Source organism: Morganella sp. GD04133 (assembly GCF_029835375.1).
GTDB lineage: Bacteria > Pseudomonadota > Gammaproteobacteria > Enterobacterales > Enterobacteriaceae > Morganella > Morganella morganii_B.
On record NZ_JAODZS010000024.1, the window covers coordinates 34,108 to 59,070 of the forward strand.

The 24,963-nt window shown below is 52.6% G+C and carries 22 protein-coding genes and 1 tRNA gene; 8 read left to right on the forward strand and 15 right to left on the reverse strand.

The genetic code is table 11. The annotated features are described in order from the left end of the window. Nucleotides 1-112: 112 nt before the first annotated feature. Nucleotides 113-1,465 (reverse strand): glutathione-disulfide reductase, encoded by a 1,353-nt coding sequence (gene gorA, locus N7387_RS13060; protein WP_279799477.1) that lies wholly within the window; start codon nucleotides 1,463-1,465, stop codon nucleotides 113-115. A gap of 69 nt (nucleotides 1,466-1,534) precedes the next feature. Beyond that, nucleotides 1,535-2,377: a 23S rRNA (adenine(2030)-N(6))-methyltransferase RlmJ gene (locus N7387_RS13065; protein WP_262859571.1), complete on the reverse strand. Its 843-nt coding sequence runs from the start codon at nucleotides 2,375-2,377 to the stop codon at nucleotides 1,535-1,537. A gap of 189 nt (nucleotides 2,378-2,566) precedes the next feature. On the opposite strand from N7387_RS13065, the gene N7387_RS13070 reads away from it, so the two are divergent. Beyond that, nucleotides 2,567-2,956 carry a DUF1090 domain-containing protein gene (locus tag N7387_RS13070; RefSeq protein WP_262859572.1) on the forward strand — a complete coding sequence of 130 codons (390 nt, stop codon included), beginning with the start codon at nucleotides 2,567-2,569 and terminating at the stop codon, nucleotides 2,954-2,956. Nucleotides 2,957-3,001: 45 nt separating this feature from the next. On the opposite strand, the gene N7387_RS13075 is transcribed toward N7387_RS13070, so the two are convergent. Further along, nucleotides 3,002-3,451, reverse strand: a complete 450-nt coding sequence (locus N7387_RS13075) for a putative T6SS immunity periplasmic lipoprotein (RefSeq protein ID WP_279799479.1) — start codon at nucleotides 3,449-3,451, stop codon at nucleotides 3,002-3,004. 192 nt (nucleotides 3,452-3,643) lie between these two features. On the opposite strand from N7387_RS13075, the gene yhjD reads away from it, so the two are divergent. The 3 genes from yhjD (at nucleotide 3,644) to N7387_RS13090 (ending at nucleotide 5,981) form a co-directional block, all read left to right on the forward strand. Beyond that, a complete protein-coding gene (yhjD, locus tag N7387_RS13080) occupies nucleotides 3,644-4,636 on the forward strand; it encodes an inner membrane protein YhjD (RefSeq protein WP_262859574.1) in 993 nt (330 codons plus the stop codon). Between the two features lie 107 nt (nucleotides 4,637-4,743). Then, entirely contained in the window at nucleotides 4,744-4,950 is a 207-nt protein-coding gene (locus tag N7387_RS13085; RefSeq protein ID WP_279799481.1) for a 4-oxalocrotonate tautomerase family protein, read from the forward strand. A 2-nt stretch (nucleotides 4,951-4,952) separates the two neighbouring features. After that, nucleotides 4,953-5,981, forward strand: coding sequence for a serine hydrolase (locus N7387_RS13090; protein WP_279799483.1), 1,029 nt, complete (start codon nucleotides 4,953-4,955; stop codon nucleotides 5,979-5,981). Nucleotides 5,982-6,036: 55 nt separating this feature from the next. Here the strand turns inward: N7387_RS13090 and N7387_RS13095 are convergent, their stop codons facing one another. The 9 genes from N7387_RS13095 to N7387_RS13135 form a co-directional block, all read right to left on the reverse strand. Continuing rightward, nucleotides 6,037-7,704, reverse strand: a complete 1,668-nt coding sequence (locus tag N7387_RS13095; RefSeq protein WP_279799485.1) for an insulinase family protein — start codon at nucleotides 7,702-7,704, stop codon at nucleotides 6,037-6,039. A 163-nt stretch (nucleotides 7,705-7,867) separates the two neighbouring features. After that, complete coding sequence (locus N7387_RS13100) at nucleotides 7,868-8,575, reverse strand: HAMP domain-containing protein (RefSeq protein WP_262883594.1); 708 nt, start codon at nucleotides 8,573-8,575, stop codon at nucleotides 7,868-7,870. A gap of 190 nt (nucleotides 8,576-8,765) precedes the next feature. Beyond that, nucleotides 8,766-9,782: a dipeptide ABC transporter ATP-binding subunit DppF gene (gene dppF, locus N7387_RS13105; protein ID WP_262859626.1), complete on the reverse strand. Its 1,017-nt coding sequence runs from the start codon at nucleotides 9,780-9,782 to the stop codon at nucleotides 8,766-8,768. Further along, entirely contained in the window at nucleotides 9,757-10,740 is a 984-nt protein-coding gene (gene dppD / locus N7387_RS13110) for a dipeptide ABC transporter ATP-binding protein (protein ID WP_279799487.1), read from the reverse strand. Before dppD ends, dppF begins: the two co-directional genes overlap by 26 nt. Before the next feature lie 10 nt (nucleotides 10,741-10,750). After that, nucleotides 10,751-11,653 (reverse strand): dipeptide ABC transporter permease DppC, encoded by a 903-nt coding sequence (gene dppC, locus N7387_RS13115; protein WP_262859580.1) that lies wholly within the window; start codon nucleotides 11,651-11,653, stop codon nucleotides 10,751-10,753. Nucleotides 11,654-11,665: 12 nt separating this feature from the next. Continuing rightward, the gene (gene dppB / locus N7387_RS13120) at nucleotides 11,666-12,685 is read right to left on the reverse strand and encodes a dipeptide ABC transporter permease DppB (protein WP_072871414.1); all 1,020 of its coding nucleotides are present in this window, start codon (nucleotides 12,683-12,685) and stop codon (nucleotides 11,666-11,668) included. 200 nt (nucleotides 12,686-12,885) lie between these two features. Beyond that, complete coding sequence (gene dppA / locus N7387_RS13125; protein WP_262883600.1) at nucleotides 12,886-14,499, reverse strand: dipeptide ABC transporter periplasmic-binding protein DppA; 1,614 nt, start codon at nucleotides 14,497-14,499, stop codon at nucleotides 12,886-12,888. 438 nt (nucleotides 14,500-14,937) lie between these two features. After that, nucleotides 14,938-16,485, reverse strand: coding sequence for a ShlB/FhaC/HecB family hemolysin secretion/activation protein (locus N7387_RS13130; RefSeq protein ID WP_279799491.1), 1,548 nt, complete (start codon nucleotides 16,483-16,485; stop codon nucleotides 14,938-14,940). 162 nt (nucleotides 16,486-16,647) lie between these two features. Continuing rightward, nucleotides 16,648-16,724 (reverse strand) — tRNA-Pro (locus N7387_RS13135). A 267-nt stretch (nucleotides 16,725-16,991) separates the two neighbouring features. Here N7387_RS13135 and N7387_RS13140 point away from each other — a divergent pair. Next, complete coding sequence (locus N7387_RS13140) at nucleotides 16,992-18,083, forward strand: filamentous hemagglutinin N-terminal domain-containing protein (protein ID WP_279799493.1); 1,092 nt, start codon at nucleotides 16,992-16,994, stop codon at nucleotides 18,081-18,083. Nucleotides 18,084-18,143: 60 nt separating this feature from the next. On the opposite strand, the gene glyS is transcribed toward N7387_RS13140, so the two are convergent. Together glyS and glyQ are read right to left on the reverse strand one after the other, a co-directional pair. Then, nucleotides 18,144-20,213 (reverse strand): glycine--tRNA ligase subunit beta, encoded by a 2,070-nt coding sequence (gene glyS / locus N7387_RS13145; protein ID WP_279799495.1) that lies wholly within the window; start codon nucleotides 20,211-20,213, stop codon nucleotides 18,144-18,146. Nucleotides 20,214-20,222: 9 nt separating this feature from the next. Continuing rightward, nucleotides 20,223-21,131 carry a glycine--tRNA ligase subunit alpha gene (glyQ, locus tag N7387_RS13150; RefSeq protein ID WP_004236554.1) on the reverse strand — a complete coding sequence of 303 codons (909 nt, stop codon included), beginning with the start codon at nucleotides 21,129-21,131 and terminating at the stop codon, nucleotides 20,223-20,225. 184 nt (nucleotides 21,132-21,315) lie between these two features. On the opposite strand from glyQ, the gene N7387_RS13155 reads away from it, so the two are divergent. Together N7387_RS13155 and N7387_RS13160 are read left to right on the forward strand one after the other, a co-directional pair. Next, the gene (locus N7387_RS13155) at nucleotides 21,316-21,888 is read left to right on the forward strand and encodes a DNA-3-methyladenine glycosylase I (protein ID WP_279799498.1); all 573 of its coding nucleotides are present in this window, start codon (nucleotides 21,316-21,318) and stop codon (nucleotides 21,886-21,888) included. A gap of 470 nt (nucleotides 21,889-22,358) precedes the next feature. Then, on the forward strand, nucleotides 22,359-22,697 hold the full coding sequence (locus N7387_RS13160; RefSeq protein ID WP_262859586.1) for a YceK/YidQ family lipoprotein: 339 nt from the start codon (nucleotides 22,359-22,361) through the stop codon (nucleotides 22,695-22,697). Nucleotides 22,698-22,707: 10 nt separating this feature from the next. Here the strand turns inward: N7387_RS13160 and N7387_RS13165 are convergent, their stop codons facing one another. Continuing rightward, nucleotides 22,708-23,988, reverse strand: a complete 1,281-nt coding sequence (locus tag N7387_RS13165; protein WP_279799501.1) for a DUF3748 domain-containing protein — start codon at nucleotides 23,986-23,988, stop codon at nucleotides 22,708-22,710. Between the two features lie 139 nt (nucleotides 23,989-24,127). Between N7387_RS13165 and N7387_RS13170 the strand changes: the two genes are divergently transcribed. Then, complete coding sequence (locus N7387_RS13170) at nucleotides 24,128-24,745, forward strand: trimeric intracellular cation channel family protein (protein ID WP_004236560.1); 618 nt, start codon at nucleotides 24,128-24,130, stop codon at nucleotides 24,743-24,745. Nucleotides 24,746-24,963 lie beyond the last annotated feature (218 nt).

Sequence of the window (24,963 nt, forward strand, 5' to 3'; positions counted from 1 at the left end):
TACATCCTCTTTAACATGGCCCTGCGTAGTGTCATTGTCATTACGTAAAAAGAAAGCAGGCCGGACATCGTCACGGCCTGCTTTGCAGACATCAGTATCAATTAATGTGCCATCAGCGCATTGTCACAAACTCTTCCGCTGCTGTCGGGTGGATGGCCACGGTGTTATCGAAATCTTTCTTGGTGGCGCCCATTTTCAGTGCGACCGCAAAGCCCTGCAGGATTTCGTCCATACCGTAGCCGATGCCGTGGATACCGACGATTTTCTCGTCTTTACCCGCACACACCAGTTTCATTTTGCATGGCTGGCGGTGGCTGGTGACCGCGGTATACATGGCGGTGAAAGAGGACTTGTAGCATTTCACATTGTCCGCGCCGTACTGCTCAATCGCCTGTGGTTCTGTCAGACCCACGGTGCCGATTGCCGGATGGCTGAAGACAACGGTCGGGATGTTGGTGTAATCCAGGTGCTCGTCCGGCTTGTTGTTAAACAGGCGCTCAGAGAGACGGCGGCCTGCGGCAACCGCAACCGGGGTCAGTTCAACTGCGCCGGTGTTATCACCCACCGCATACAGGCCCGGAACCGACGTGTTCTGGTATTTGTCCACCTGAATATAAGCGCGATCGTTAAGTTTCACGCCGGTCACATCCAGATTGATATTGTCAGTTGCCGGTTCACGGCCGATAGCCCAGATCAGGCAATCCACAGTCTGCTCGTGGCCGTTTTCCAGTTGCAGGGTCAGGCTGCCGTCAGCATTTTTCACAACCGCTTTCGGTACCGAGTTGGTGTGCAGTGACGGCCCTTCAGTGTTCATCACTTCAACCAGCGTTTCGGTGATCAGCGGGTCGAAATTACGCAGTGGAGCATGTTTGCGGACAAACAGATGTGTTTCGCTGCCCAGGGCATTCAGCACCCCTGCCAGTTCCACGGCGATATACCCGGCACCGACCACCGCCACACGTGACGGCAGAGCTTTCAGTGCGAAGAAACCATCAGAATCAATGCCGTATTCCGCGCCCGGAATGGACGGCGGAACCGGACGGCCGCCGGTGGCGATCAGGATATGATCCGCAGTGTACGTTTCACCGTTCACTTCCACGGTATGTGCATCTTTAAAACGGGCAAACCCGGTGATCACATCCACTTTATTATTGCCGAGAACGCGCTCATAAGACTGGTGAATACGATCAATATACGCAGAACGGCTTTCCAGCAGTTTGTCCCAGCTGAAATGGTTGATGGTGGTATCAAACCCGTAATCCGGGCCGTACTGGCGGATAGCTTCCGCAATCTGCGCACCGTACCACATCACTTTTTTCGGGACACAACCGACGTTAACACACGTGCCGCCGAGCGCTTTTGCTTCAATCAGGGCACATTTCTGCCCGTACATTGCTGCCCGGTTTACAGACGCAATACCGGCACTGCCGCCGCCGATTGCAATATAATCGTAATGTTTGCTCATAGTTGGCTCGTTCCATTTATCAGTCAATACATAAACACCCGCTGCCGTCATGCCCGCAGCGGAAACGAATTATTCCGGTGTGATCCAGTCAACCAGTGTATGCCCTGTACCTTCCGGTACCAGCACGTTATGCAGCCACGGCAGCACAGATTTCATCTGCGACTCCAGCTTCCACGGCGGATTAATCACAATCATACCGGATGCGGTCATACCGCGCTGATCACTGTCAGGGCGTACCGCCAGTTCGATTTGCAGAATTTTGCGGATCCCGGTTGCCTGAAAATCTTTTACCATCCGTTTGATCTGCTGGCGCAGCACCACCGGATACCAGACCGCATAAGTCCCGGTTGCAAAGCGGCGGTGACCTTCCTGAATCCCTTTCACCACGGCCTGATAATCACTTTTCAGTTCATACGGCGGGTCAATCAGTACAAATCCGCGCCGGGATGACGGCGGTAACTGTGATTTCAGTTGCTGATAGCCATCTTCCCGTACCACACGGGCACGGTTATCGCGGCTGAATTCATTGCGCAGCAGCGGAAAATCAGACGGATGCAGCTCACTGATATTTAATTTATCGTGATCACGCAGCAAATGTGCAGCGATCAGCGGCGACCCCGGATAAAAACGCAGGTCACCACGCGGGTTCAGTGCACTGACGGCCTCAAGATACGTTTTCAGTTCTTCCGGCACCGATTCCTGCGCCCAGATGCGGGCGATCCCTTCCAGGTACTCCCCGGTACGCTCCGCATGCTCACCACTGAGCTGATAACGCCCGGCACCGGCGTGCGTATCCAGATACAAAAAGGGTTTGTCTTTCTCTTTTAATGATTCAATGATCAGACTCTGGACGGTGTGTTTTAACACATCCGCATGGTTGCCGGCGTGAAAGCTGTGGCGGTAACTAAGCATACAAAGGCCTCAGATGGTCGGGTGTACACCACCCGGAACAAGAATATCAGTACAGATTGAAGCACTCAGTATAACCTGATTTCGGCAGGAAAGAACCAATGCCCTTTCCTCATCTGTGCGGCGTGATAATGAACCATTGTCATTATCAGTAGTCATAAAATGACGATTGATATAAATAGCGAGGTAAATATGACACGTTTTACAACCACGGTGCTGGCACTGGCAACATTACTGGTCAGCACCTCCGCGCTGAGTGCGCAGAATGGCTGTGACATTAAAAAGAGTAAAATTCAGGAGCAGCTCAGCTACGCCAAAGCACACGGCAACACACACCGGGTACAGGGGCTGGAGCGGGCTTTGCAGAATGTGAATACTTACTGCACACCAAACAGTCTGCGGGATGATGCCCGTGATGAAGTCAGCGATCGGACAAAGGAAGTGGCTGAACGCAAAGCCGATTTGCAGAAAGCCATTGATAAAGGCGATATCAGTAAGATTGCCAAACGCGAACGCAAACTGGCCGAAGCCGAAGCGGAATTAAAAGAAGCGCAGGCAGAACTGGATGCATTATCGAAGTAATCATGCCGCTGCCGGTTTTCTGATAACAGAAACCGGCAAACCGTATTAAAACTCCGTTGCTCTTAACTGACCGAAATAATTCGTCAGCCGGAAGCGAACTTCAAAATTCCGCGTTCCGGGATGAATATTCAGGCGGCGCTGAACGTCTGACCCGAGCGTTATCAGCGCAGTATAAGAATATCCGCTCCGGAAGGGGTAATTCTGCACTGAAATACAGCGCTCCCGGCTGACCGCCGCCTGCGCCGGCGTAAAGGTATGCGTTAACAGCCGTTTATTTTCACTGCCGATTTCATTTATATCCAGGCGGATAATTCTCTCATCCCCCTCCGGCCGGGTAAGCAGACACACATGGTTTGACACAACCACCACGTTTGCCGGTAAATACGGCCCTTCCGGTTTATAAACACACCCGCTAATAAGCAGCAGAATAACCGTGATCAGCAGAGATCGGTAATTCCGCCGGTTATTTCCGGGAAAAACATATTTATTATTCATATTGTGAACATCTTATAAGATGGTATTTATTTTCATTATTCTGAGATGAAATAAGTGCGGTTAATTACATATTATTATCCCGGTTTATCAATCGGGAAATTCTGAAGGCCGTTATATCAAAACCTGAATTGTTCATCCGGTGAGTCCTGTAGTAAACTTAAACGGAATCAATTTCCGAACAAGCGAGGATACATGACCCGGGAAAATGACACACCGGAAGATGACAACAGCACATCATCATTAACCCCCCTGCGGAAGAATTTTGATGAAGGAATAAAACAGGGAAAAAAAGCCCTGAAATGGAGTGTGAAAACCGGGAATTATATCCGTGATATCCCGTTTATTGCTCACCTGATCCGCACAGCCACCCGCTTTAATGACAGAATGGGCAGCCCGTTCGGTGCCGCGATCACCTATTTCTCGTTTTTATCCATGATCCCGATTCTGATGGTCTCTTTTGCCGCCGCCGGTTATGTGCTGGCCTTTAATCCGGAACTGCTGACCAAACTTATCCGCGGTGTTGCCAACAGTATCAGCGACCCGACACTCGCTGCCACCATTGAACGCAGTATCGATACCGCCATCCGCCAGCGTGCGACTGTGGGGTTAACCGGTCTGGCACTGGCACTCTATTCCGGGGTGAACTGGGTGGGTAATCTGCGGATGGCTATCCGTGCGCAGTACCATGACCAGTGGGAGCCGGATATCGAAGTCAAAGAGAATATGGTTCTGCGCTATCTGCGGGATTTTCTCGCGCTGATCGGCCTGCTGGTGGCACTGGTGATCACCCTTTCCCTGACCTCCATTGCCGGTGCCGCACAAGCCCGGATAGTCGCGTTTCTCGGCCTGGATGCTATCGAATGGCTGCGTCCCGCCTGGACAGCGATCGGCCTGACCATTTCCATCCTCGCCAACTACCTGCTGTTTACCTGGATTCTCTGGATCCTGCCGCGCATGAAGCTGAGCCGCCGCTCCCTGCTGAAAGGCACACTGCTGGCTGCGATCGGCTTTGAGATCCTGAAAACCATCATGACCTGGCTGCTGCCGAATATGGCGGCTTCCCCGTCCGGTGCGGCATTTGGTTCGGTGATCGGCCTGATGGCCTTTTTCTATTTCTTCGCACGGCTGATCCTCTTTTCTGCCGCTTGGATTGCGACTGACATCCAAAAAAATAAAACCGCCTGAGATTTTGGCTGCAATATGGTATGAATATCAGTCAGTGTAACGGATACTGAACCGTTACCGGCTGATATTCAGACAGTTGCAGACCAACACATCTATCAGGAGCCTCTATGCCATTCATCAATATCCGCATCACCAAAGAGGGTGCGACCGCAGAACAAAAACAAAAACTGATTGAAGGTGCCACGCAGTTACTCGTTGATGTGCTGGGGAAAAATCCGGCTTCAACGTTTGTGATTATTGATGAGGTGGAAACCGATAACTGGGGTGTCGGCGGGCAGAGCGTGACGAAACTGCGCGCTGATGCGAAGCAATAACGATGCCCGCGCGGAATTTGTCTGCCCTGCTGCAGGATGTTCAGCCGGCAGGTTTTGCCACGGCGTTCTGTTTCACCGGTGAAGGGTGTGATCTGCCGGACGGTGCCGCACACGGCGGCCTGAGCAGAAGCGACAGTACACCGGTTACCCCGGATACCCCGGTGCGGATCGCCAGTAACACCAAGACGTTCACCGCGGCGGCCGTGCTGCGCCTGTATGAACAGCAGAAACTCAGTCTCAGTTCACCGGTCGCACCGCTGCTCTCCCCGCAGTATGTCCGCTGGCTGACAGAGGCAGGTTATGATCTGAATGCCATCACGGTGCAGCATCTGCTCAGTCACAGCAGCGGGCTGTATGATCATGCCGATGAGAAGTATATCCGTGATGTGCTCGCGGACCCGGGCCATCTCTGGACACGGGATGAGCAGATCCGCCTGTATGTCAGCCGGGGCTATCCGCTGATGAAACCGGGCCTCTGCTACTTCTATTCCGATACCGGATACCTGCTGCTGGGCGATATCATTGAACAGGTCACGCAGCTGCCTCTGGCACAGGCAGTCCGGCAGTTGCTGCGCTTTGATGCCCCGGGTATGGAATCCGCTTACTGGGAGCTGGAAGAGCCGGTGCCGGCGGGTCTTCCGCCACGGGCACATCAGTATCTCGGCAATATTGACGGGGATACTATCAGCCCGACGATGGATCTTTGGGGTGGCGGCGGGTTAATTATGTCGGTAAATGCCCTGGCGGTGTTTATGGCGAATCTGTTTGAAGGACGTATTTTTGACAAGCCGGAAACCCTTGCAACCATGCTGCAACCGGGCAGCCATGACGGCGCGGAAGATTACCGCTGCGGGGTGATGGTGACAGAGCGGGACGGACAGGCGCTCTGGTATCACCTTGGATTCTGGGGAACCGCAGCTTATTATCACCCGCAGAAAAAAATTGCGGCGGCGGGATTTGTGAATAACCGTGATACCCGTCCATGGCTGATGAGTCTGCTGGAAAGCAGCTTATGTCAGGACGATAACTAACCAATAAAAAGGGTATCTTCCAGATACCCTTTTTATTTCATGCTGTTACCCAAAATCAGGCACTGACACCGTCGGTGTTATTATCTGCCGCCGGTGGTTCGCTGTTACCGTTTTGTCCGCCTTTTTTATCCGGCGCCGGTGCTGCCGGTTTCACGTCCTGTGACGGCTCTGCGGCTTCCGGGGTTACCACCGGGGCTTTGACCTGCTCTGCGGCGGCTTTTTCTGCCGCTGCTTTTTCCGCAGCCGCTTTCTCCGCAGATTCCGCATCTGCCGCCCGTTTCTCTGCCGCAGCAACCGCTTTCTCCGGGTGCATTATCTTATCGAACTGCGCGCGCAGCTGATCCACATTCATTTCTGTCTCACCTTTCGGCTGAGTAAAGAAGAATGCGGTATCCTGCTCTAAAATCGCATGAATTTCTGCGTTCAGCACATCCGGTGTCAGGTTGTTCAGGAATGCCTGACGCAGACGCTGGTACTGCTCCGGCGGAATATCGATGATATTGCTCTGCTGGGACATCAGACGCTGGTTGATCAGGATATCGGTGGTGGTACGGGCATAGATAGCAAACAGCTGCTGAAGCTGAGCCTGTTTCATGGCAATCAGGGCATCAAAGTTCTCAGCGGAAATCCCTTTTTCTTTCAGCACAGCCAGTTCACCGGCCAGCTCAGAGACAATCACCGGCATTTTTTCATTCGGTGCCCGCAGACTGAGCATACAGCTGGCGCGCTGATACTGCATCCGGCAATCCATATTCATTGCCATGAATTTTTCATTTTTCTTGCCGATGCCCTGCTGTAATGCGCCGAAAAGGGCTTCACGGGCGAGATCATTTAACCAGTAGCGGTTCAGTGCATCCGAATCTTTAACGGAAGACCAGTTCAGATCCCAGACCAGCGCCAGCATATCGTCTTTCTGATTTTCATTCACCGCATGAACTGAGCGCGGTTTCATCGGCGGCAGAGTGGCAACACTGACCGGTGTCTGGCGTTTACCTTCCTGGGAACCGAATGCTTTGCTGATGGCATCTTCCAGCGCACGCTTATCAACCGGGCCGGCAACATACAGTGTTGCCATATCCGGCGTGTACCAGCGCTGATAGAAACTGTTCAGTGCCTCAACATCAATTTTGCCCGCAGGCGGCGGTACCGGGTCAAACCCCTGGAGGGTGGTGCCTTTTATCCGGGCACGCCAGATAGGATCATTGATATCCGGCGGATAGGTGGCGATCGGAGAGTCCGGCGCAGCCAGCGCAGCCGCAACGGTTTCCTGATTAAAAATACCATGACCTGAGACATCCGCCATCCAGCTCAGTGCCGCTTTCAGCACCTCCGGATTATTATTCGGCAGGCTCAGGTTATAGAGTGTGAAATCATAGGAAACAATGGCCGGCGGCAGCGGCATGTCCGGGCTTATCCCGTTACGCAGCAGGTTCGATAACTGCTGTGTGTTCAGACTCTGGCTGTTGAACATCACCACTTTCGGGATGAGATAAGCAAACCCTTTTTCAGCCGGTTTTTCCATCATGGAACCGGTCTGAACAGAAAGGCGCATCTGTATGCGGTCATTAGGGCGCTGCGGCGTCTGAAGCAGCTGCCAGCTGAATCCGTTTGCCAGTTTACCCTGCTGCCATGCCGGGTCCGGCTGTAATGCTTCTGCGTGTAACTGAGATGTGACGGCAATCAGGACGCCACCGAGTAAAACACGTAAATAAGAGCGTTGCATGCTGACCTCTTTTAATATGAATCCCTGGTATGCCTTCTTCTGAGGTTTACCACTGATGCCGGAAATACTGTTCTGACAGACGATACGTACAGGCAAAAACTGACCGGCTTCCGGGACGTCCTTTGATTCGTCCGGATTTAGACAGCAAACTGTCCGGGAAGTTTTATGATGACTCCGGTTTGTGTTTATTCAGCTGGTTCCGGTAACCCTTCGCCAGCAGGCCGAGTTCATCATCCGCATGATAAGCTGAACAACTGAGCTGCTCAGCAGGCTCATCACTGTTCAGCTCACGGGCCATTTTACGCAGCGGCCGCACGATCAGGCGGTTAATACACCAACTTATCGCGATCACCAGTACCAGTGCCAGCAACAGGTAACTGGTTACCATCAGTGCCACGACATTCATCGCGAAGCGGTATATGCGGTTATCATCCACCTGAAGAATGAGATAACCCTGCGGGGGTTTTCCGGTATGTGCCACGCCATAGGCGTACAGCGGAACCTTAATCTCAACCGGGATCCCGAAAATCATTTTTGCTGTGCCGGGAATAGGGCGGTGTGTGGCAAAATCCAGGCTTATCACCTGAACATTTTCCGGCGTCATCACAATCGCACGTCCTAAAATCCCGCTGGCCCGCAATGTCATCAGCGTCGATTTTATCGCGTTTAAGTCCGACCCTAACAAGGCATCTGCCAGCGGTTTCCTGACCTGTACTGACGAATTATAAAGCTGATTGATGTAATCATCTTTCCGCTGTTGTATCAGATGTGATAACAGAAGCGTCATAAAAAGTGCGATCGTCACCAAAGTCACCGCAGCGACAACTGACATCTGTTTGATAGTCAGTGACTTTCTGACTTTTACACGCATATTCCACGCCTTTCGTTACAATTCAGTTATCGCATCTTTCGCCATACGCCGTGATTATACGTCATCATTGTGCTTTGTGCTGATCTAATCTCACACGTCAGACAGGAAAAAGCGATAACGGAGCGCTCCATTATCGCTGTTTGTCTTCTGTTAAAATATGTTTCTCTGCTATCTGCAGTAAAACAGAATGTTATGCGGAAATTTTCGCCTCTTCTTCTCTGTCCACTGCAAAACAGGCAATCAGCTGCCCGCCATAGGATTTGAGCTCCGGGCGAAACTGCGTACAGGTGCCGAATGCATGACGGCAGCGGGCAGCAAACGCACATCCCGGCGGCGGATTCAGCGGGCTCGGCAGCTCACCGGTCAGTTTAATCCGTTCGCGGCGCTGTGCCGGATTGAGCCGTGGTGTCGCAGAGAGCAGTGCCTGTGTGTAAGGATGGCGCGGATTCTCAAAAATCTGCGCTTTGGTACCTTTTTCCACACAACGCCCCAGATACATGACCATCACATCATCCGCGATATGTTCCACCACCGATAAATCATGGGAAATAAACACATACGACAGCCCCAGCTCATCCTGGAGATCCATCATCAGGTTCAGTACCTGAGCGCGGACGGACACATCCAGTGCGGATACCGGCTCATCGGCAATCACCACATCCGGATCCAGCATCAGCCCCCTGGCAATGGCAATACGCTGGCGCTGACCACCGGAGAACATATGCGGATAACGGCTGTAATGCTCGGTTTTCAGACCAACTTTCGCCATCATCGCCAGCACTTTCTCTTTGCGCTCTGCCGCACTGAGGGACGTATTGATAATCAGCGGCTCTTCCAGTATCTGCCCGACTTTTTTACGCGGATTGAGTGAACCATACGGGTTTTGAAACACAATCTGGATTTTCTGCCGCCGCAATTTCTCCGCCTGTTTATCCGCCACCAGCAGATCCTGCCCCTGGTAAAACAGCTCCCCGCCGGTCGGTTTTTCAATCATGGTCAGCAGACGGCCAAGGGTTGATTTTCCGCAGCCGGACTCCCCGACCACCGCCAGGGTTTTCCCGCGGTTCAGATCAAACGATACGCCGTCGAGGGCTTTCACCATCCGCTCCGGCGAGAAAAAGCCTTTCTTCACCGGATAATATTTTTTCAGATCACTGACATGTAACAGCGGCTGTGTGGTTTCACTCATGGCCCGGTCTCCCTTCATCATCCAGCGGGGTATGACATTTCACCTGACGCGCCCCGACAGTACGCAGTTCCGGTTCCGTGCTGCGGCATAAATCCGTGGCATACGGGCAGCGCGGGTTCAGCAGACAACCCTCAGGCCGGTCATATTTACCGGGCACAACCCCCGGCAGTGATGCCAGACGGCTCTTGTTACCGGCAAATTCCGGCAGTGCCCGTAACAGTGCCTGAGTATACGGATGACGCGGTGCGCGGAAGATATCCGACGCCTTACCGGACTCCGCCACCTGCCCCGCATACATCACAATAATGTGATGAGCGGCTTCCGCCACCAGCGCGAGGTCATGAGTGATCAGCACCAGCGCCATGTTTTCCTGCTGCTGTAACTCGAGCAGTAACTCAATGATCTGCGCCTGAATGGTCACATCCAGTGCCGTTGTCGGCTCATCGGCAATCAGCAGCTTCGGACGGCAGGCTATCGCCATTGCAATCATCACCCGCTGGCTCATCCCGCCGGATAACTGGTGCGGATAGACATCCAGCCGTGATTTCGGATCCGGAATGCCGACCAGCGTCAGCAGATCGACAGTCCGCTGTAACCGGGTTTTCCGGTTACCGCCCTGGTGAACTTTCAGGGCTTCCATAATCTGATACCCCACGGTATAGCAGGGATTCAGGCTGGTCATCGGATCCTGGAAAATCATTGCCACATCCGCGCCCACCAGCTCGCGCCGCTCTTTTTCTGAGATGGTCAGCAGATGGCGGCCGTCAAACTCAAGGTTATCCGCCATCACCCGGCCCGGAAAATCAATCAGCCCCATAATCGCCAGTGAACTGACGGATTTACCGGAGCCGGATTCCCCGACAATCCCGAGCACTTCGCCTTCCTCAACCTGATAGCTGATCCGGTCAACAGCGCGGAATGGCATCTCTTTTTCACCGAAGTGAACAGATAATTTATCAACTGTTAATAACGCCATGTCTGCACCTCTACTGCTTAAGCTTAGGATCAAGGGCATCACGCAATCCGTCGCCCATCAGGTTAAACGCCAGTACCGTCAGTAAAATCGCCAGGCCCGGGAAGGTCACCACCCACCACGCGCTCTGCGTAAACTGTAAAACATCGGACAGCATGGTTCCCCACTCCGGTGTCGGCGGCTGTGCCCCCATCCCGAGGAAACCTAATGCCGCCATGTCCAGGATAGCGTTGGAGAAACCCAGCGATGCCTGCACAATCAGCGGTGCCAGGCAGTTCGGCAGAATATTGACAAACATCTGGCGCACCGGGCCTGCGCCCGCCACCGCAGACGCGGTCACATAGTCGCGGCTCACTTCCGTCAGCACCGCCGCGCGGGTCAGACGGATATAGTGCGGCAGTGCCACGAAAGTCAGCGCCAGTGAGGCGTTAACAATCGACGGGCCGAAAATCGCCACCAGCACCAGTGCCAGCAGCAGGCTCGGCAGTGCCAGCATAATATCGACGATACGCATAATCAGGGCATCAACCCAGCCGCCGAAATACCCGGCAGCGAGGCCAATCACCACACCCAGCAGCAGCGACAGCGCTACCACCAGGCAACCGACCAGCAGTGAAAGCCGGGCGCCGTACATCAGGCGCGACAGAATATCGCGGCCGATATCATCAGTACCGAGAATAAACTGCCATGAGCCGCCTTCCTGCCAGACCGGCGGTTGTAATAAATGGTCACGGAACTGCTCATCCGGCAGATGCGGGGCGAGCAGCGGGGCAAAAACGGCGATCAGCAACATCAGCAGGATATAGATCAGGCCGAGCAGCGCGCCTTTGTTGCGCCGGAAGTAGTGCCAGAATTCGCGCAGCGGGGAAAGCGGCTCAGGCGCGCGGGTCACGGTAGTATTTGTCGTCTCAGACATTGTGCGCTCCTGTTATTTTTTATGACGGATCCGCGGGTTAACGACGCCGTAAAGTAAATCCACGCACAGGTTAACCAGGATAATCAGAATGGCGATCAGCAGAACGCCGCCCTGCACCACCGGATAGTCGCGGCGCTGAAGAGCATCGATCAGCCAGCGGCCGATACCGGGCCAGGAAAAAATCGTTTCGGTCAGAATCGCGCCGGCCAGCATCACGCCGACCTGTAAACCGATAACGGTCACCACCGGCAACAGGGCGTTGCGCAGTGCATGCACCACAATCACGCGGAGGCGGCTCAGCCCTTTGGCGCGGGCGGTACGGATATAATCCTCACCCAGCACTTCCAGCATTGCCGAACGGGTCATACGGACAATCACCGCCAGCGGGATGGTACCGAGCACAATAGACGGCAGAATAAGATGCATCACCGCATCATGAAAATCGCCGTCCTCACCCCAGATCAGGGTATCAATCAGCATAAATCCGGTCAGCGGCTGACTGTCATCGAGGAACACACTGTCCGATAACCGCCCCGACACCGGTGTCAGATCGAGATTTACGGACACCAGCATGATCAGCATAATACCCCACCAGAAAATCGGCATCGAATAGCCGGTCAGGGAGACCCCGATAGCGGTGTGATCAAAGATCGACCCGCGTTTGACGGCCGCCAGCACCCCGACCGGGATGCCGACCGAGATGGCAAAAATCATCGCGCAGGCGGCAAGTTCCAGGGTGGCTTTAAAACGGGGAACAAACTCTTCCCACACCGGCTGGCGGCTCTTCAGAGAGAGGCCGAGATCACCGTGCAGGACACCATTGATATAATGAAGGTACTGTTTCCAGTAAGGCTGATCCAGCCCCAGCGCCGCCATCAACTGAGCGTGGCGCTCCGGGGAAATTCCCCGCTCACCCGCCATGATAGTGACCGGGTCTCCCGGGATCAGATGAACAAATATAAACGTCAGTAATGTAATACCGATAAATGTCGGTATTACCATCCCGACACGCCGGAGGATAAATTGCAGCATATCCCTGTTTCTCTTGTAATGGCCGCTGACAGCGCTCTGGTCATAAGACCGGACGAAAGGGAGGACTTTCCCTTTATACTCACACGATGAATAATATTGTTTTAATTATGTGTTCTGCGTCGTCCGTGCAATGCGGTTCGATACAGGGTTGCCGCCCCCCGGAGGAGGCGGCAGACCGGTAACACTCATTTCCGGTTTACTTATTTTTCGATAGAAACATTGTCAAAGTGGTGTTTACCCAGCGGATCCACCACATAGCCTTTCACTTCTTTGCGCACCGGCTCAAACACTGTTGAGTGTGCAACAATCAGTGCAGGTGCCTGCTCTTTCATCACCACCTGAGCCTGCTCATACAGCTTGGCACGCTCTTTCGGATCAGCCGTGGTACGTGCCGGCTGAATGATGTTTTCAAAGGACTGATCACACCATTTCGAGTAGTTAGAGCCCTGCTCTTTAGCCGCACAGCTGAAGAGTGTGGCGAAGAAGTTATCCGGATCCCCGTTGTCACCGGTCCAGCCCATCATGACAGTCTGAGGCTCGCCCGCTTTCGCGCGCTTGAGGTACTCACCCCACTCATAGGTCACAATTTTGGCTTTCACGCCGACTTTCGCCCAGTCTGCCTGGATCATCTCAGCCATACGGCGGGCGTTCGGGTTATACGGACGCTGAACCGGCATCGCCCACAGGTCGATTTCAAAGCCGTTTTCCATACCTGCTTCTTTCAGCAGCGCTTTGGCTTTTTCCGGATCATACGGATAGTCTTCAATACTGTTGTTGTAGCCCCACATGGTCGGCGGGATCAGGTTTTTCGCTTTCTGGCCTGCGCCCTGATACACCGCGTCAATGATGGCATCTTTATTCACCGCCATATTCAGCGCCTGACGCACTTTGACGTTATCCAGCGGTTTTTTCGTGACGTTATAGGAGAGATAACCGACGTTCAGACCCGGCTGCTCTTTCAGGACAATGTTTTTATCCGCACGCATACGCTCCAGATCGGCCGGGTTCGGGTACGGCATCACCTGGCACTCATTTTTCTGCAGTTTGGCGTAACGGACGGACGCATCCGGGGTGATGGAGAAGACCAGGCGGTCAATTTTCGGTTTGCCGTTCCAGTAATCGTCGTTGGCTTTATACAGAATACGGGAATCTTTCTGGTACTGCTGCAACACAAACGGCCCGGTGCCGATCGGGTTCAGGTCGACTTTCTCCGGTGTACCGGCTTTCAGCATCTGATCGGCATATTCGGCGGAAAGAATGGAGGCGAAGTCCATCCCGAGGTTTGCCAGGAATGGTGCTTCAGCGCGGCTCAGCTGAAAACGGACGGTGTTGTCATCAACTTTCTCAACTTTGTCGATGATTTTATCCATATCCATGCCGCTGAAATATTCATAGCTGCCGCCGGACACTTTGTGATACGGGTTATCCGGGTTTTTCTGGCGGTCGAAGGTAAAGACCACGTCATCTGCATTCAAATCACGGGTCGGTTTGAAATCCTTGCTGCTGTGGAATTTCACCCCTTTACGCAGATGGAACGTATAGGTTTTTCCGTCTTCGCTCACATCCCAGGATTCCGCCAGGCCCGGCTCCAGCTCTGTGGTACCGGCCTTAAACTCCACCAGCCGGTTATACAGCGGCACGGAGCTGGCATCATACGTGGTTCCCGAGGTAAACAGCTGCGGGTTAAACCCTTCCGGTGATCCCTCAGAACAAAAAACCAGCGTTCCCGCCGCATTGACGCTGGCAGACACCGCCAGGGCAACCAGTGTAATACCCAGCTTCGCTAATCCTGTCTTACGTTTGGCGCTTCTCATCATCATTATCTCCGCCTGTCGTTGAATGTCGTGTTTGCTCTGTCGTCCGGCAATGCCGGACGACAAATTTCAGTTTGTTTATTATTTTCTGACACTTCACTAAATCAACTGTCACAGAGGCAGTCAATACTATTGACTATGGGCGATGACTACACATAAAACACACAAATCAAACGTTTTGATAACAAAAACAGCTAAAATGTTTGAGCGGGTACACAACTGAGCATTTATTCAGCTGCCGGATAAAACGTTCACAGAATAAACAGCTGATAAAAATTATCCGGATTTTGTGACTGAATGCTTAATTACTGCGCGATTATTTTGTCTGATATCGCTGTCACAGTGTTTTCCGTTGCACATTTTGCCACGACTGCCGCTGTAATCCGCCTCCTGCCTGATATACAGCGGAACTATCACGTACTGAAATCAAACTGCGCCTCAGTAACTGACACTGACAGAAAATCCACCCACTGGTGAAAAGGCCCGTACACGCTCCGCTTCTTTCAGCGGCAGACCGGCAAAGACCTGGTAGCTCAGTGAGTTATAAAACCCCTTCATCCCGATCTCCGTACCCGCCAGACCATGCGATCGCGCACCGCCGGAAATCGTTGCCCCCGGCAGCCCGGCATCTGCCGCCAGATACAGGTTATGCCCCGGCAATACCTGCTGCCAGACCACTTCATTACGGCTGATAAACGCCCGCGCGGCGCTCATGCTGTGGGAAAACGGATAACCGCGTACCGAATAACGACCGCTCATGGATTCGTAATCCATCTCGTCCGCTTTATCCGCATTCATAAAACCACGCATAACGCCTTCATAATAAAACGGCTGACCAGCCAGACGGAACGGCACTGTCAGTGTTGTTTCCGCCATCAGTTGCCGCGTCGGTTTCAATTTTTTTTCGGTGACCGGCAGCGCACCAAAACGGTTCAGGGAATGCTTATACTGCACCTGATACTGAAAGGTAAAACCCGGCAGATACCAGCGGTGATTCAGCCCGGTATTCCAGTAAACAGAACGGCGCTCCGGCAATATCAGCGGCGCATGTCCGAGTGTGACATGCCGGGTCAGCGCAGAAACACCGCTGCTGAGGGTGATATCATGCGCCGGGGTCAGAAGCAGCTTACGACCGAGGCTCAGATCCAGCGTTTTACTGCGGGTGAAATAGTCCAGTGACCCGCGGTACACCGGGTATTGCTGCTTCTGCTCACTGTAACTGCCGCCTGCGGTAAACTCCCAGTGCCGGAAAGGGAGCCGGTACTGGCCATAAATAAATTTTACGCCGGCAGAATGGTCGCGATCCGTATCGCGCAGGGTATAAATAAACAGGCGGTCATACAGTTGCAACGGATTCTCAATACTGAGCCGGTTGCTTATCTGCCTGCTGCCGGTTGACGGGCTGCCGTGATTATTGATTTCCAGTGAGCCGCTGATGCTGCGTTTTTTCTGCCGGGCAATGGTGATAATACTGTTACCGGGGTTTTGAGGGTCAGGTTCAACAGCGGCCTGAGCACCCAGTCCGGGCAATTGATTCAGATGAGTCATTCCCAGTTCGGTATCACGGATATTCAGTTGCCCGTCCGCCCGCTGCGGAAAAATCAGATTCAGGCCGAAATGTGCATCCCCACCCTCTTTGTCGCGGTAGCCAGTCAGATAACCGGGCAGATAGTGGAGTGTCAGTGTGCCGTCGCTGACATTCTGCGGCGGCACACTGATTTGTGCTGTGATAAAACCGGCCTCATGCACCGCTGACTCCAGAGCCATCACCGCTTCTGCCATCTGTTCTGATGTCAGACAGCGCCCGGTGATATCTTTTTCAAATTGATCCGCCAGATAAGACGGCCCGATTAATTCACGCTGCTCAATCACCACGTCTGACAGTATGGCGCAGGAGGCCGGAGAAACCGCTGAAGATGTGTCTGTACTGCCCCACGCACAGCCGGAAACCGCCATCACAGCAGCAACGAGTGTTTTTTTTATCATGTATCCGTCCGTCTGATGAAATCCTTTCAGCGGGCAGTTAAACGGATAACAGAAAACAGCGATATCAAAAAAGCGGCGTAATTTTTGAAAGGAACAGAAGGAAAAAGTGCAGGATGCTGAAAAGCAAAAAACCCTGCTGTAAAAGCAGGGTTTTTCTTAATATGGTCGGCGAGATAGGATTCGAACCTACGACCCACTGGTCCCAAACCAGTTGCGCTACCAAGCTGCGCTACTCGCCGAAAGCGGGATGGATATTACTGCCGGAAAGGCTAAACGTCAAGAGCAGAAACCGGAATTTTTTGTTTTTCGCCTCATTATTTTTATTTCGCCGGTTTATCAGCCAAATTTCTGTTTTTTATCCGCTTATTGGTAAACGGTATGTTTTTTATTTGCTATCGGAATGCTGAAAACTGACAAAAAATAACCACGCTGTTCCTATCTCCTGTCAGCGATTTTATTTATCCTGCCCGTGGATTTGATACCTCAACAACAACCAGGGAGTGGTTATGCCAAAAATAGTAAAGCTGTCCGTTATCAGCAGTGCCCTTTTCCTCGCTCAGTTCGCCTCTGCGGCGGATATTACCGTTAATCCTGCATCTTCCGCGTCAACTCAGGTCGTCCGTCAGGGAAACAACACCACCATCAATATCGCCCCGGCAAATACACACGGTGTTTCTTATAATGCCTACGACCAGTTTAATGTTGATAAACAGGGTGTGGTATTTAATAACCGTGACGCCGGTGCCGGGACAATTATTAACGAAGTGCTTTCAACCGGAAAATCACGTCTGCACAGCAATATGCATGTGGATGGCCAAAAAGCCCATCTGGTTATTGCTAACCCGAACGGTATTGCCTGTAACGGATGCAGTGTGACCGGTGTGAACAGTTTAAGTCTGGCTGCCGGTAATGTCAGTATGACGCCGGACGGGCAATTTTCCGGTTACCGGAATATCAGCGGAAAAGTCCGCATGCTGAATACCGCAGAACAGCATTTTGCTGATACCGATAAACTCACATTCATTGCCGCGGCTATTGATATGAAAAACAGCCAACTGAAAACCAAAAATCTGGCAACCTATATCGGTCATTATGATCTGGCAAAAACAAACAGCGGTCTTCGTGATTTGGAAATGATCAAACCGGATTACGCTTTGAAAAACAGAAAAAACACCAGAAACTTTCTGAATATCAAAGGAAACAGTCATATCAAAGCGGATAACATGTATATTCATTCTGCTGCTGCGCAAATACGGAATGCAGGACAGATAACCATCGGGCCTGAATTACAGCTGACTGACCCGGAAAAAACACCAATGTATGGCCATAACCAGCTGACAATGGATCTGCATCATTCCGGATTTGAAAATACACCATCAGGTAAGATTAATACATTGCTGATGAATACCATTATGAGTAACAGCAGCATTGAAAATAACGGTCAGATGAAAACAAATTACCTTAATCCGAAAAGCCCGATCAGTGATTTCACCCTGATTTTTGACGGTACAAATTATATCGGCGGAAAGCAGGATATTGAGCTGAATAAAATGGATATCCGGAAAACTGAAGGCGCATTATTACTGCCGTTCGAGTAAAAAAATAAAGCCCGGTCATCAAACCGGGCTTTATCCTGTAATATCACCGCAACATCACTATCACTGCAACAGTGAAATATCCGCAACACCCAGGAACAGGTTGCGCAGTTCATTTAATAATGTCAGACGGTTGCGGCGGATATTATCATCCTTATCCATCACCATCACACTATCAAAGAATGCATCCACCGCTTCACGCAGAGAAGCCAGTTCAGTCAGTGCTTCCTGATATTTGCCTTCCGCATAGAGCGGAGCCAGCTGTGTTTTCAGGTCAGTCACGTACGCTGCCAGACGAATTTCTTCCGGTGCATTCATTAATGACGCCAGAACGGTATCATTCAGTGCATCATCACTCTTCGACAGAATGTTGGAAACACGCTTGTTAGCAGCGGCCAGAGCGGCAGCTTCGTCCAGTGTGCGGAAGTGCGTGACCGCTTTCATGCGGGCATCAAAGTCTGCCGGACGGGTCGGACGACGCGCCAGTACCGCCTGGATAGTATCAATCGCAAAACCCTGCTCCTGATACCAGGCGCGGAAACGGCCTAACATGAAATCAACCACGTCAGTGACCACATTCGCGTTCGTCAGCTTATCACCATACAGACGGACCGCTTCCTGAGTCAGCGTTTCCAGGTCGAGGTTGTAGCCTTTCTCAACGATGATACGCAGCACACCGAGTGCGGCACGGCGCAGCGCAAACGGGTCTTTATCCCCTTTCGGATGCTGGCCGATGCCAAAGATCCCCGCCAGGGTATCCATTTTGTCAGCAATCGCCAGCGCATCAGACACCGGCGTTGACGGCAGGTTATCACCGGCGTAACGCGGCTGATACTGCTCTTTCAGTGCCAGCGCCACGTCTTCGGATTCACCGTCATGGCGTGCATAGTGCATGCCCATCACACCCTGGGTATCAGTGAATTCAAAGACCATGTTGGTCATCAGGTCACATTTGGCCAGCAGACCGGCACGGGTGGCATGATTCACATCCGCACCAATCTGACCGGCAATCCAGCCTGCCAGTGCTTCCAGGCGATCGGTTTTATCACGCAGTGTGCCCAGCTGCTGCTGGAACAGGACCGTGCTCAGACGCGGCAGGTTATCTTCCAGACGTTTTTTGCAGTCGGTTTTGAAGAAGAACTCGGCATCCGCCAGACGCGGACGAACGACTTTTTCGTTACCTGCGATGATCTGTGACGGATCAGAAGACTCGATATTGGCGACAAAGATAAAGTTCGGCATCAGGTTGCCGTTTTTGTCGTAAACCGGGAAGTACTTCTGGTCACCTTTCATGGTGTACACCAGGGCTTCAGACGGAACCGCGAGGAATTTTTCCTCGAATTTCGCTGTCAGCACAACCGGCCATTCCACCAGTGAAGTGACTTCTTCCAGCAGGCTGTCAGTCAGGTCAGCCACGCCGCCCAGTGCCAGTGCTGCTTTTTCCGCATCACGTTTGATCATGGCTTTACGGGCATCGTAATCCGCCATCACTTTACCGCGCGTTTCCAGAATGGCCGGATACTCATCTGCGTGTGCGATAGTGAATTCCGCTTCACCCATAAAACGGTGACCACGGATAACACGGTCAGAGGTGATCCCCAGGACGTCACCCGGAATCACATCCGCGCCCATCAGCATCGTGACGGTATGAACCGGACGCACAAAGTGAGTCTCTTTATCACCCCAGCGCATCAGTTTCGGGATAGGCAGTTTTGCCAGCGCACGGCTGACCATACCGGCCAGTAATTCTTTGGCGTTATTCCCTTTTTCCACCGCGCGGTACAGCAGCCATTCACCTTTGTCAGTGACCATGCGATCAGCCTGATCAGCGGTGATCCCGCAGCCGCGTGCCCAGCCTTCCGCCGCTTTGGTCGGTTTGCCTTCAGCATCAAATGCCTGGGCAATAGCAGGGCCGCGCTTTTCCACTTCGCGATCAGCAGCGGATTCCGCCAGACCGGCAATTTTTACCGCCAGGCGGCGTGGTGCGGCATACCAGGTCACATCACCGTGAGTCAGGTTCGCTGCGGCCAGTTCTGCAGTCAGGTTAGCCGCAAAAGATTCAGCAAGAGAACGAAGCGCCTTCGGCGGTAACTCTTCTGTGCCGATTTCCGTCAGGAAAGTCTGTTGTGTCATGACAGCCTCTTAGTTCTTTTTACACATCGGGAAGCCCAGTGCCTCACGGGAGGCATAGTAAGCTTCGGCAACGGCTTTGGTCAGGGTACGGATACGCAGGATATAACGCTGACGTTCCGTCACCGAAATCGCTTTGCGCGCATCAAGCAGGTTGAAAGAGTGAGCCGCTTTCAGAATACGCTCGTAGGCCGGTAACGGCAGCGGAGTTTCCAGTGCCAGCAGGGACTGCGCTTCTTTCTCATACTGTTCGAAACAGGTGAATAAGAAGTCCACATCGGCGTATTCAAAGTTATAGGTGGATTGCTCAACCTCGTTCTGATGATAGATATCACCATAGGTGGTTTTACCCAGCGGGCCGTCACACCAGACCAGATCGTAAACGCTGTCCACGCCCTGGATATACATCGCCAGGCGCTCGAGACCGTAAGTGACTTCCCCGGTAACCGGTTTGCACTCCAGACCGCCGACCTGCTGGAAGTAAGTAAACTGTGTGACTTCCATGCCGTTCAGCCAGACTTCCCAGCCTAATCCCCAGGCACCCAGTGTCGGGTTTTCCCAGTTATCTTCAACAAAACGGATGTCATGGACTGTCGGGTCAATGCCCAGCTCTTTCAGAGAGCCGAGATACAGCTCCTGGATGTTATCCGGAGACGGTTTGATGATGACCTGAAACTGATAATAGTGCTGCAGACGGTTCGGGTTTTCCCCGTAACGGCCGTCCGTCGGACGACGGGATGGCTGCACATAGGCCGCCGCAATCGGCTCCGGCCCTAACGCTCTCAGACACGTCATCGGGTGTGAAGTGCCGGCGCCGACTTCCATGTCCAGTGGCTGAACAATGGTACAGCCCTGGCGCGCCCAGTAATCCTGTAACGTCAGGATAAGACCCTGGAAGGTTTTGGTATCAAACTTTTGCATGTTGGATCCGCACGCGAGAAAATGAATAATAAAATAAAGTCATTCAGTATACCCTCTGACCGCCGGACTATACAGCGCTTCTCCGATCTTTTTCCGCCCGGATCGAAAAACCGGAAACATACCCGTTTACATGGATATTCATCCAGTATAGATTAACAGAAACGCTGTTTTTCCGGAGAACGTCATGTCACCGTCCGCTGCTGCCCGGACCCGCTGTGCCTGGGTTACTGATGACCCGCTTTATATTCAGTATCACGACACGGAATGGGGTGTCCCTGAACGGGATAACCATAAGCTGTTTGAGATGATCTGCCTTGAAGGCCAGCAGGCGGGTCTTTCCTGGCTGGTGATCCTGAAAAAACGGGAAAATTACCGGCAGGCGTTTTTTCAGTTCGACCCGGAAAAAGTGGCGGCTATGACCGATGCCGATGTGGATAAACTGATGCAAAACCCGGGCATTGTCCGCCAGCGGGCAAAAATTAATGCCATTATCAGCAATGCAAAAGCCTATCTGGCGATGCAGCAGGCCGGAGAGGATTTCAGTGATTTTCTGTGGAATTTCACCGGTAACACGCCGCTGGTTAACCACCATACCGACAGCAGCACCATCCCTGCCGATACCCCGCTGTCCCATGTTCTGGCAAAAGCACTGAAAAAACGCGGATTTAAATTCTGCGGGCCGGTTATCTGTTATTCCTTTATGCAGGCCATCGGTATGGTTGATGATCATCTGCCACATTGTTGCAGCCGCCGGTAAAAAAATCCCCGTTATGTGGTAAGAACATAACGGGGTAAAGGTATAACGAGGACTTTGGATCTGTTAACTGACATTACCGGCCGGTATAAAGCACAAGGCATATTTACCTCACACCGTTCAGTAATGCGTCCCAGTTTACCCGGAAGTTCCTCCGGTAATGGCTGTAATAATCCCCTTATTATCATTGTATTAACGCCGACAAACCGCATTGTTCAATAAATTCAGTCACATTTTCTGACAGATAATTCTGCCGGTTCTGTTAAAACAGCTCTCCGGGGATGATACCCTTTGTCTGTGATCTGCGCGTTTTTACCGGTGGCAATTTACCGGTAATCATGTGCTGCCGTTAAACAGAAACCCGGATCACACAAAAAAACAAAAACTTCTCAGTACACTCTATTTATGGAATAGTACGCCGGTCGGGTGAAATAATTACCGGTACCCGCCCGCTGTATATGCAGGGACATGTTATGACACGCAAATGTATGATGATAAGCGGATTGCTGGGACTGAGTACAATACTCAGCGGCTGCTCAAGTATTATGACCCGGACCGGCCCGACAGAGGGCTACTATTCCGGTACCAAAAACAGTATCGCCATGTTGCAGGATGACGAAACCGGCTGGGTAATGAAACCGCTTGTCGCCATTGATCTGCCGTTTTCTGCGGTGCTCGATACCCTGCTGGCCCCGGTCGATTATGCCACCGACGGCAAAGACAACAGTGAGTCATCCCCTGCGGAACGGGTAAAACGCCTGGAAGCAGCGGAAACCGCGCACAATTCCCCGCCACCTGCACCGCAGGAATAATCAGCCACTGTTACAGCCCGGTGTCTGCCACCCAAATTTGCTGCCAGCCGTTTGTGCGGCGCAGGAATGCCACCCGGCTGTTATCCGGTGAAAACACCACCGCATCCCCTGACACCGGTTCTGCCGATGATGTTGTCACCGCCCGGCATACCCCGGTTTCAGCACAGCACACCATGACCAATCCTTTGCGGACAAAAGTCAGATACCGCCCGGAGCTGTCCCAGCTGAATGCAGATGCTATACCATCACTGCCGGAAGTGACCTGATGCGGCTCACCACCCTGCGGGGAAATCGTCCATAACTGAACTATCCCCCGATCGTCCTGCATCAGAAAGGCTATTCTGTCGCCCTGCGGTGAGCTGCGCAGCCAGAAACGCGGCTGTTTTGCCAGCCCCGGGTATTTTCGCTGATGGGTAAACGTCAGACGTGTCTGGGTAACTCCCGCCGGCGGGGCAGGCATCGTGCTGTCAGTTCCCTCAATCGGCAGATCACCGGCAACGGCATAATCCTCAGGCCGTTCCGGCAGATCGAGACGGAAAATCTCCGCGATCACCTCACCGTTTTCTGCCCGGGTATCCCCGATAAACGCAATCGCCCGGCGCTGACGGGAACCGTCAGCCCGCAGATACCCCTGCTGACCAATCCAGCCCTCTTCGTATGCCCGGCTGATGTCATCACTGCCCGGTTGTGGTACCGGGGTTGTCCGCGAGACCACACAGCAGAAAAATTCGCCGTCATATTCACGCAGGTGATGTTTCCCGGTACACACCGGATGCAGCGGAACCGCCACCGCCACATTGCGCAGATCCAGCGCCGGGTCCCGTTCATGCAGGACATGGTCATTATAAGTAAAACTCAGCCACTCCCCGTCCGGACTGAACACATGCACATGGGTACCGCCGCGCAGAGCACCGGGCTGATAAGGCGGCGTAATACAGAAAGCATCAATATTATGTGCGATACCCGGTGCATCATCCCGCACTATCACGCCCTGACGGTGATGGAAATCATACTGCCACTGCGGATCCGGGTTCAGTGGCCCGCGGATAAAGGCATAGCGCACCGGTAATTCAGGGCTGACCGTCACCACACCCACAGAGGCCCCGGCGGTTCCCCGGTAAATTTCACGGATCTCCGTTGTATTCACATGAATTTTTTCTATCGTTTCACCGGTAAATGAAGCCCCCTGAGGGCGGACATCATAAACCAGCCATTGGCTATCCGGCGTCCATACATTAATATTAGTAAGCTGATGATGACGGGGTATTGTTGTTATCTGATATTCATTCATTAGAGTGATACTCTCTTTTTATACCATCAGTTCGGATAACCTCAGGTAATCCGATCGGGTCAGACTAAAAAAAACTCAGTCGAGACTTGCGGCTGTGCTGACTATGCTAACCTTCCGATAAACCGGCAATGATAAGACTATGTTACTCAGTATCCTGTACATTATTGGTATTACCGCTGAAGCCATGACCGGCGCGCTGGCCGCCGGCCGCCGTAAAATGGATGTCTTCGGCGTGATTATTATCGCCTCCGCAACGGCTATCGGCGGTGGTTCGGTCCGTGACATGCTGCTGGGCCATTACCCGCTGGGCTGGGTCAAACACCCTGAATATATTATTACGGTTGCCTGTGCTGCCGTTATCACTATCTGGGTTGCGCCGATGATGAAACATCTGCGCCGTCTTTTCCTGATCCTGGATGCTATCGGGCTGATGGTATTTTCCATTATCGGCGCTCAGATAGCACTTGATATGAACTACGGCCCGATCATTGCCGCCATTGCCGCTGTGATCACCGGTGTTTTCGGTGGTGTGCTGCGCGATATGCTGTGTAACACCATTCCGCTGGTTTTCCAGAAAGAATTATATGCCGGTATCTCCTTTGCCGCCGCCTGGCTCTATATGGGATTACTGTTTTACACGCCGCTGCCGCGCGATGCCGTCATAATTATCACCCTTGTCGCCGGTCTGACATCCCGGTTAATTGCCATCCGCTACCGCCTCGGGTTACCGGTCTTTAATTACGAAAATCAGGATTAACGGCAATAACCGCTCAACCGGAACCGGACAATACCGGTTCCGGCGCTACTTATCAGCCCTGCTTGTCTGTTTTTTCCTGTTGTACCGCACTGTCATGTAACCGGGGGAACTGTACGTACATTTTTATTCCGCCGGTGCAGAAAAACGAAACATCCGTATTCATCTGACCGGAAAAATAAGAAATTTTCAGCAGATAATCACCTGAACGCTGCATGTCG

Bases quoted from the DNA above. Each gene is read 5' to 3' on its own strand.
- gorA (WP_279799477.1), bottom strand. From the start codon at position 1,465: ATGAGCAAACATTACGATTATATTGCAATCGGCGGCGGCAGTGCCGGT.
- N7387_RS13065 (WP_262859571.1), bottom strand. From the start codon at position 2,377: ATGCTTAGTTACCGCCACAGCTTTCACGCCGGCAACCATGCGGATGTG.
- N7387_RS13070 (WP_262859572.1), top strand. From the start codon at position 2,567: ATGACACGTTTTACAACCACGGTGCTGGCACTGGCAACATTACTGGTC.
- N7387_RS13075 (WP_279799479.1), bottom strand. From the start codon at position 3,451: ATGAATAATAAATATGTTTTTCCCGGAAATAACCGGCGGAATTACCGA.
- yhjD (WP_262859574.1), top strand. From the start codon at position 3,644: ATGACCCGGGAAAATGACACACCGGAAGATGACAACAGCACATCATCA.
- N7387_RS13085 (WP_279799481.1), top strand. From the start codon at position 4,744: ATGCCATTCATCAATATCCGCATCACCAAAGAGGGTGCGACCGCAGAA.
- N7387_RS13090 (WP_279799483.1), top strand. From the start codon at position 4,953: ATGCCCGCGCGGAATTTGTCTGCCCTGCTGCAGGATGTTCAGCCGGCA.
- N7387_RS13095 (WP_279799485.1), bottom strand. From the start codon at position 7,704: ATGCAACGCTCTTATTTACGTGTTTTACTCGGTGGCGTCCTGATTGCC.
- N7387_RS13100 (WP_262883594.1), bottom strand. From the start codon at position 8,575: ATGCGTGTAAAAGTCAGAAAGTCACTGACTATCAAACAGATGTCAGTT.
- dppF (WP_262859626.1), bottom strand. From the start codon at position 9,782: ATGAAGGGAGACCGGGCCATGAGTGAAACCACACAGCCGCTGTTACAT.
- dppD (WP_279799487.1), bottom strand. From the start codon at position 10,740: ATGGCGTTATTAACAGTTGATAAATTATCTGTTCACTTCGGTGAAAAA.
- dppC (WP_262859580.1), bottom strand. From the start codon at position 11,653: ATGTCTGAGACGACAAATACTACCGTGACCCGCGCGCCTGAGCCGCTT.
- dppB (WP_072871414.1), bottom strand. From the start codon at position 12,685: ATGCTGCAATTTATCCTCCGGCGTGTCGGGATGGTAATACCGACATTT.
- dppA (WP_262883600.1), bottom strand. From the start codon at position 14,499: ATGAGAAGCGCCAAACGTAAGACAGGATTAGCGAAGCTGGGTATTACA.
- N7387_RS13130 (WP_279799491.1), bottom strand. From the start codon at position 16,485: ATGATAAAAAAAACACTCGTTGCTGCTGTGATGGCGGTTTCCGGCTGT.
- N7387_RS13140 (WP_279799493.1), top strand. From the start codon at position 16,992: ATGCCAAAAATAGTAAAGCTGTCCGTTATCAGCAGTGCCCTTTTCCTC.
- glyS (WP_279799495.1), bottom strand. From the start codon at position 20,213: ATGACACAACAGACTTTCCTGACGGAAATCGGCACAGAAGAGTTACCG.
- glyQ (WP_004236554.1), bottom strand. From the start codon at position 21,131: ATGCAAAAGTTTGATACCAAAACCTTCCAGGGTCTTATCCTGACGTTA.
- N7387_RS13155 (WP_279799498.1), top strand. From the start codon at position 21,316: ATGTCACCGTCCGCTGCTGCCCGGACCCGCTGTGCCTGGGTTACTGAT.
- N7387_RS13160 (WP_262859586.1), top strand. From the start codon at position 22,359: ATGACACGCAAATGTATGATGATAAGCGGATTGCTGGGACTGAGTACA.
- N7387_RS13165 (WP_279799501.1), bottom strand. From the start codon at position 23,988: ATGAATGAATATCAGATAACAACAATACCCCGTCATCATCAGCTTACT.
- N7387_RS13170 (WP_004236560.1), top strand. From the start codon at position 24,128: ATGTTACTCAGTATCCTGTACATTATTGGTATTACCGCTGAAGCCATG.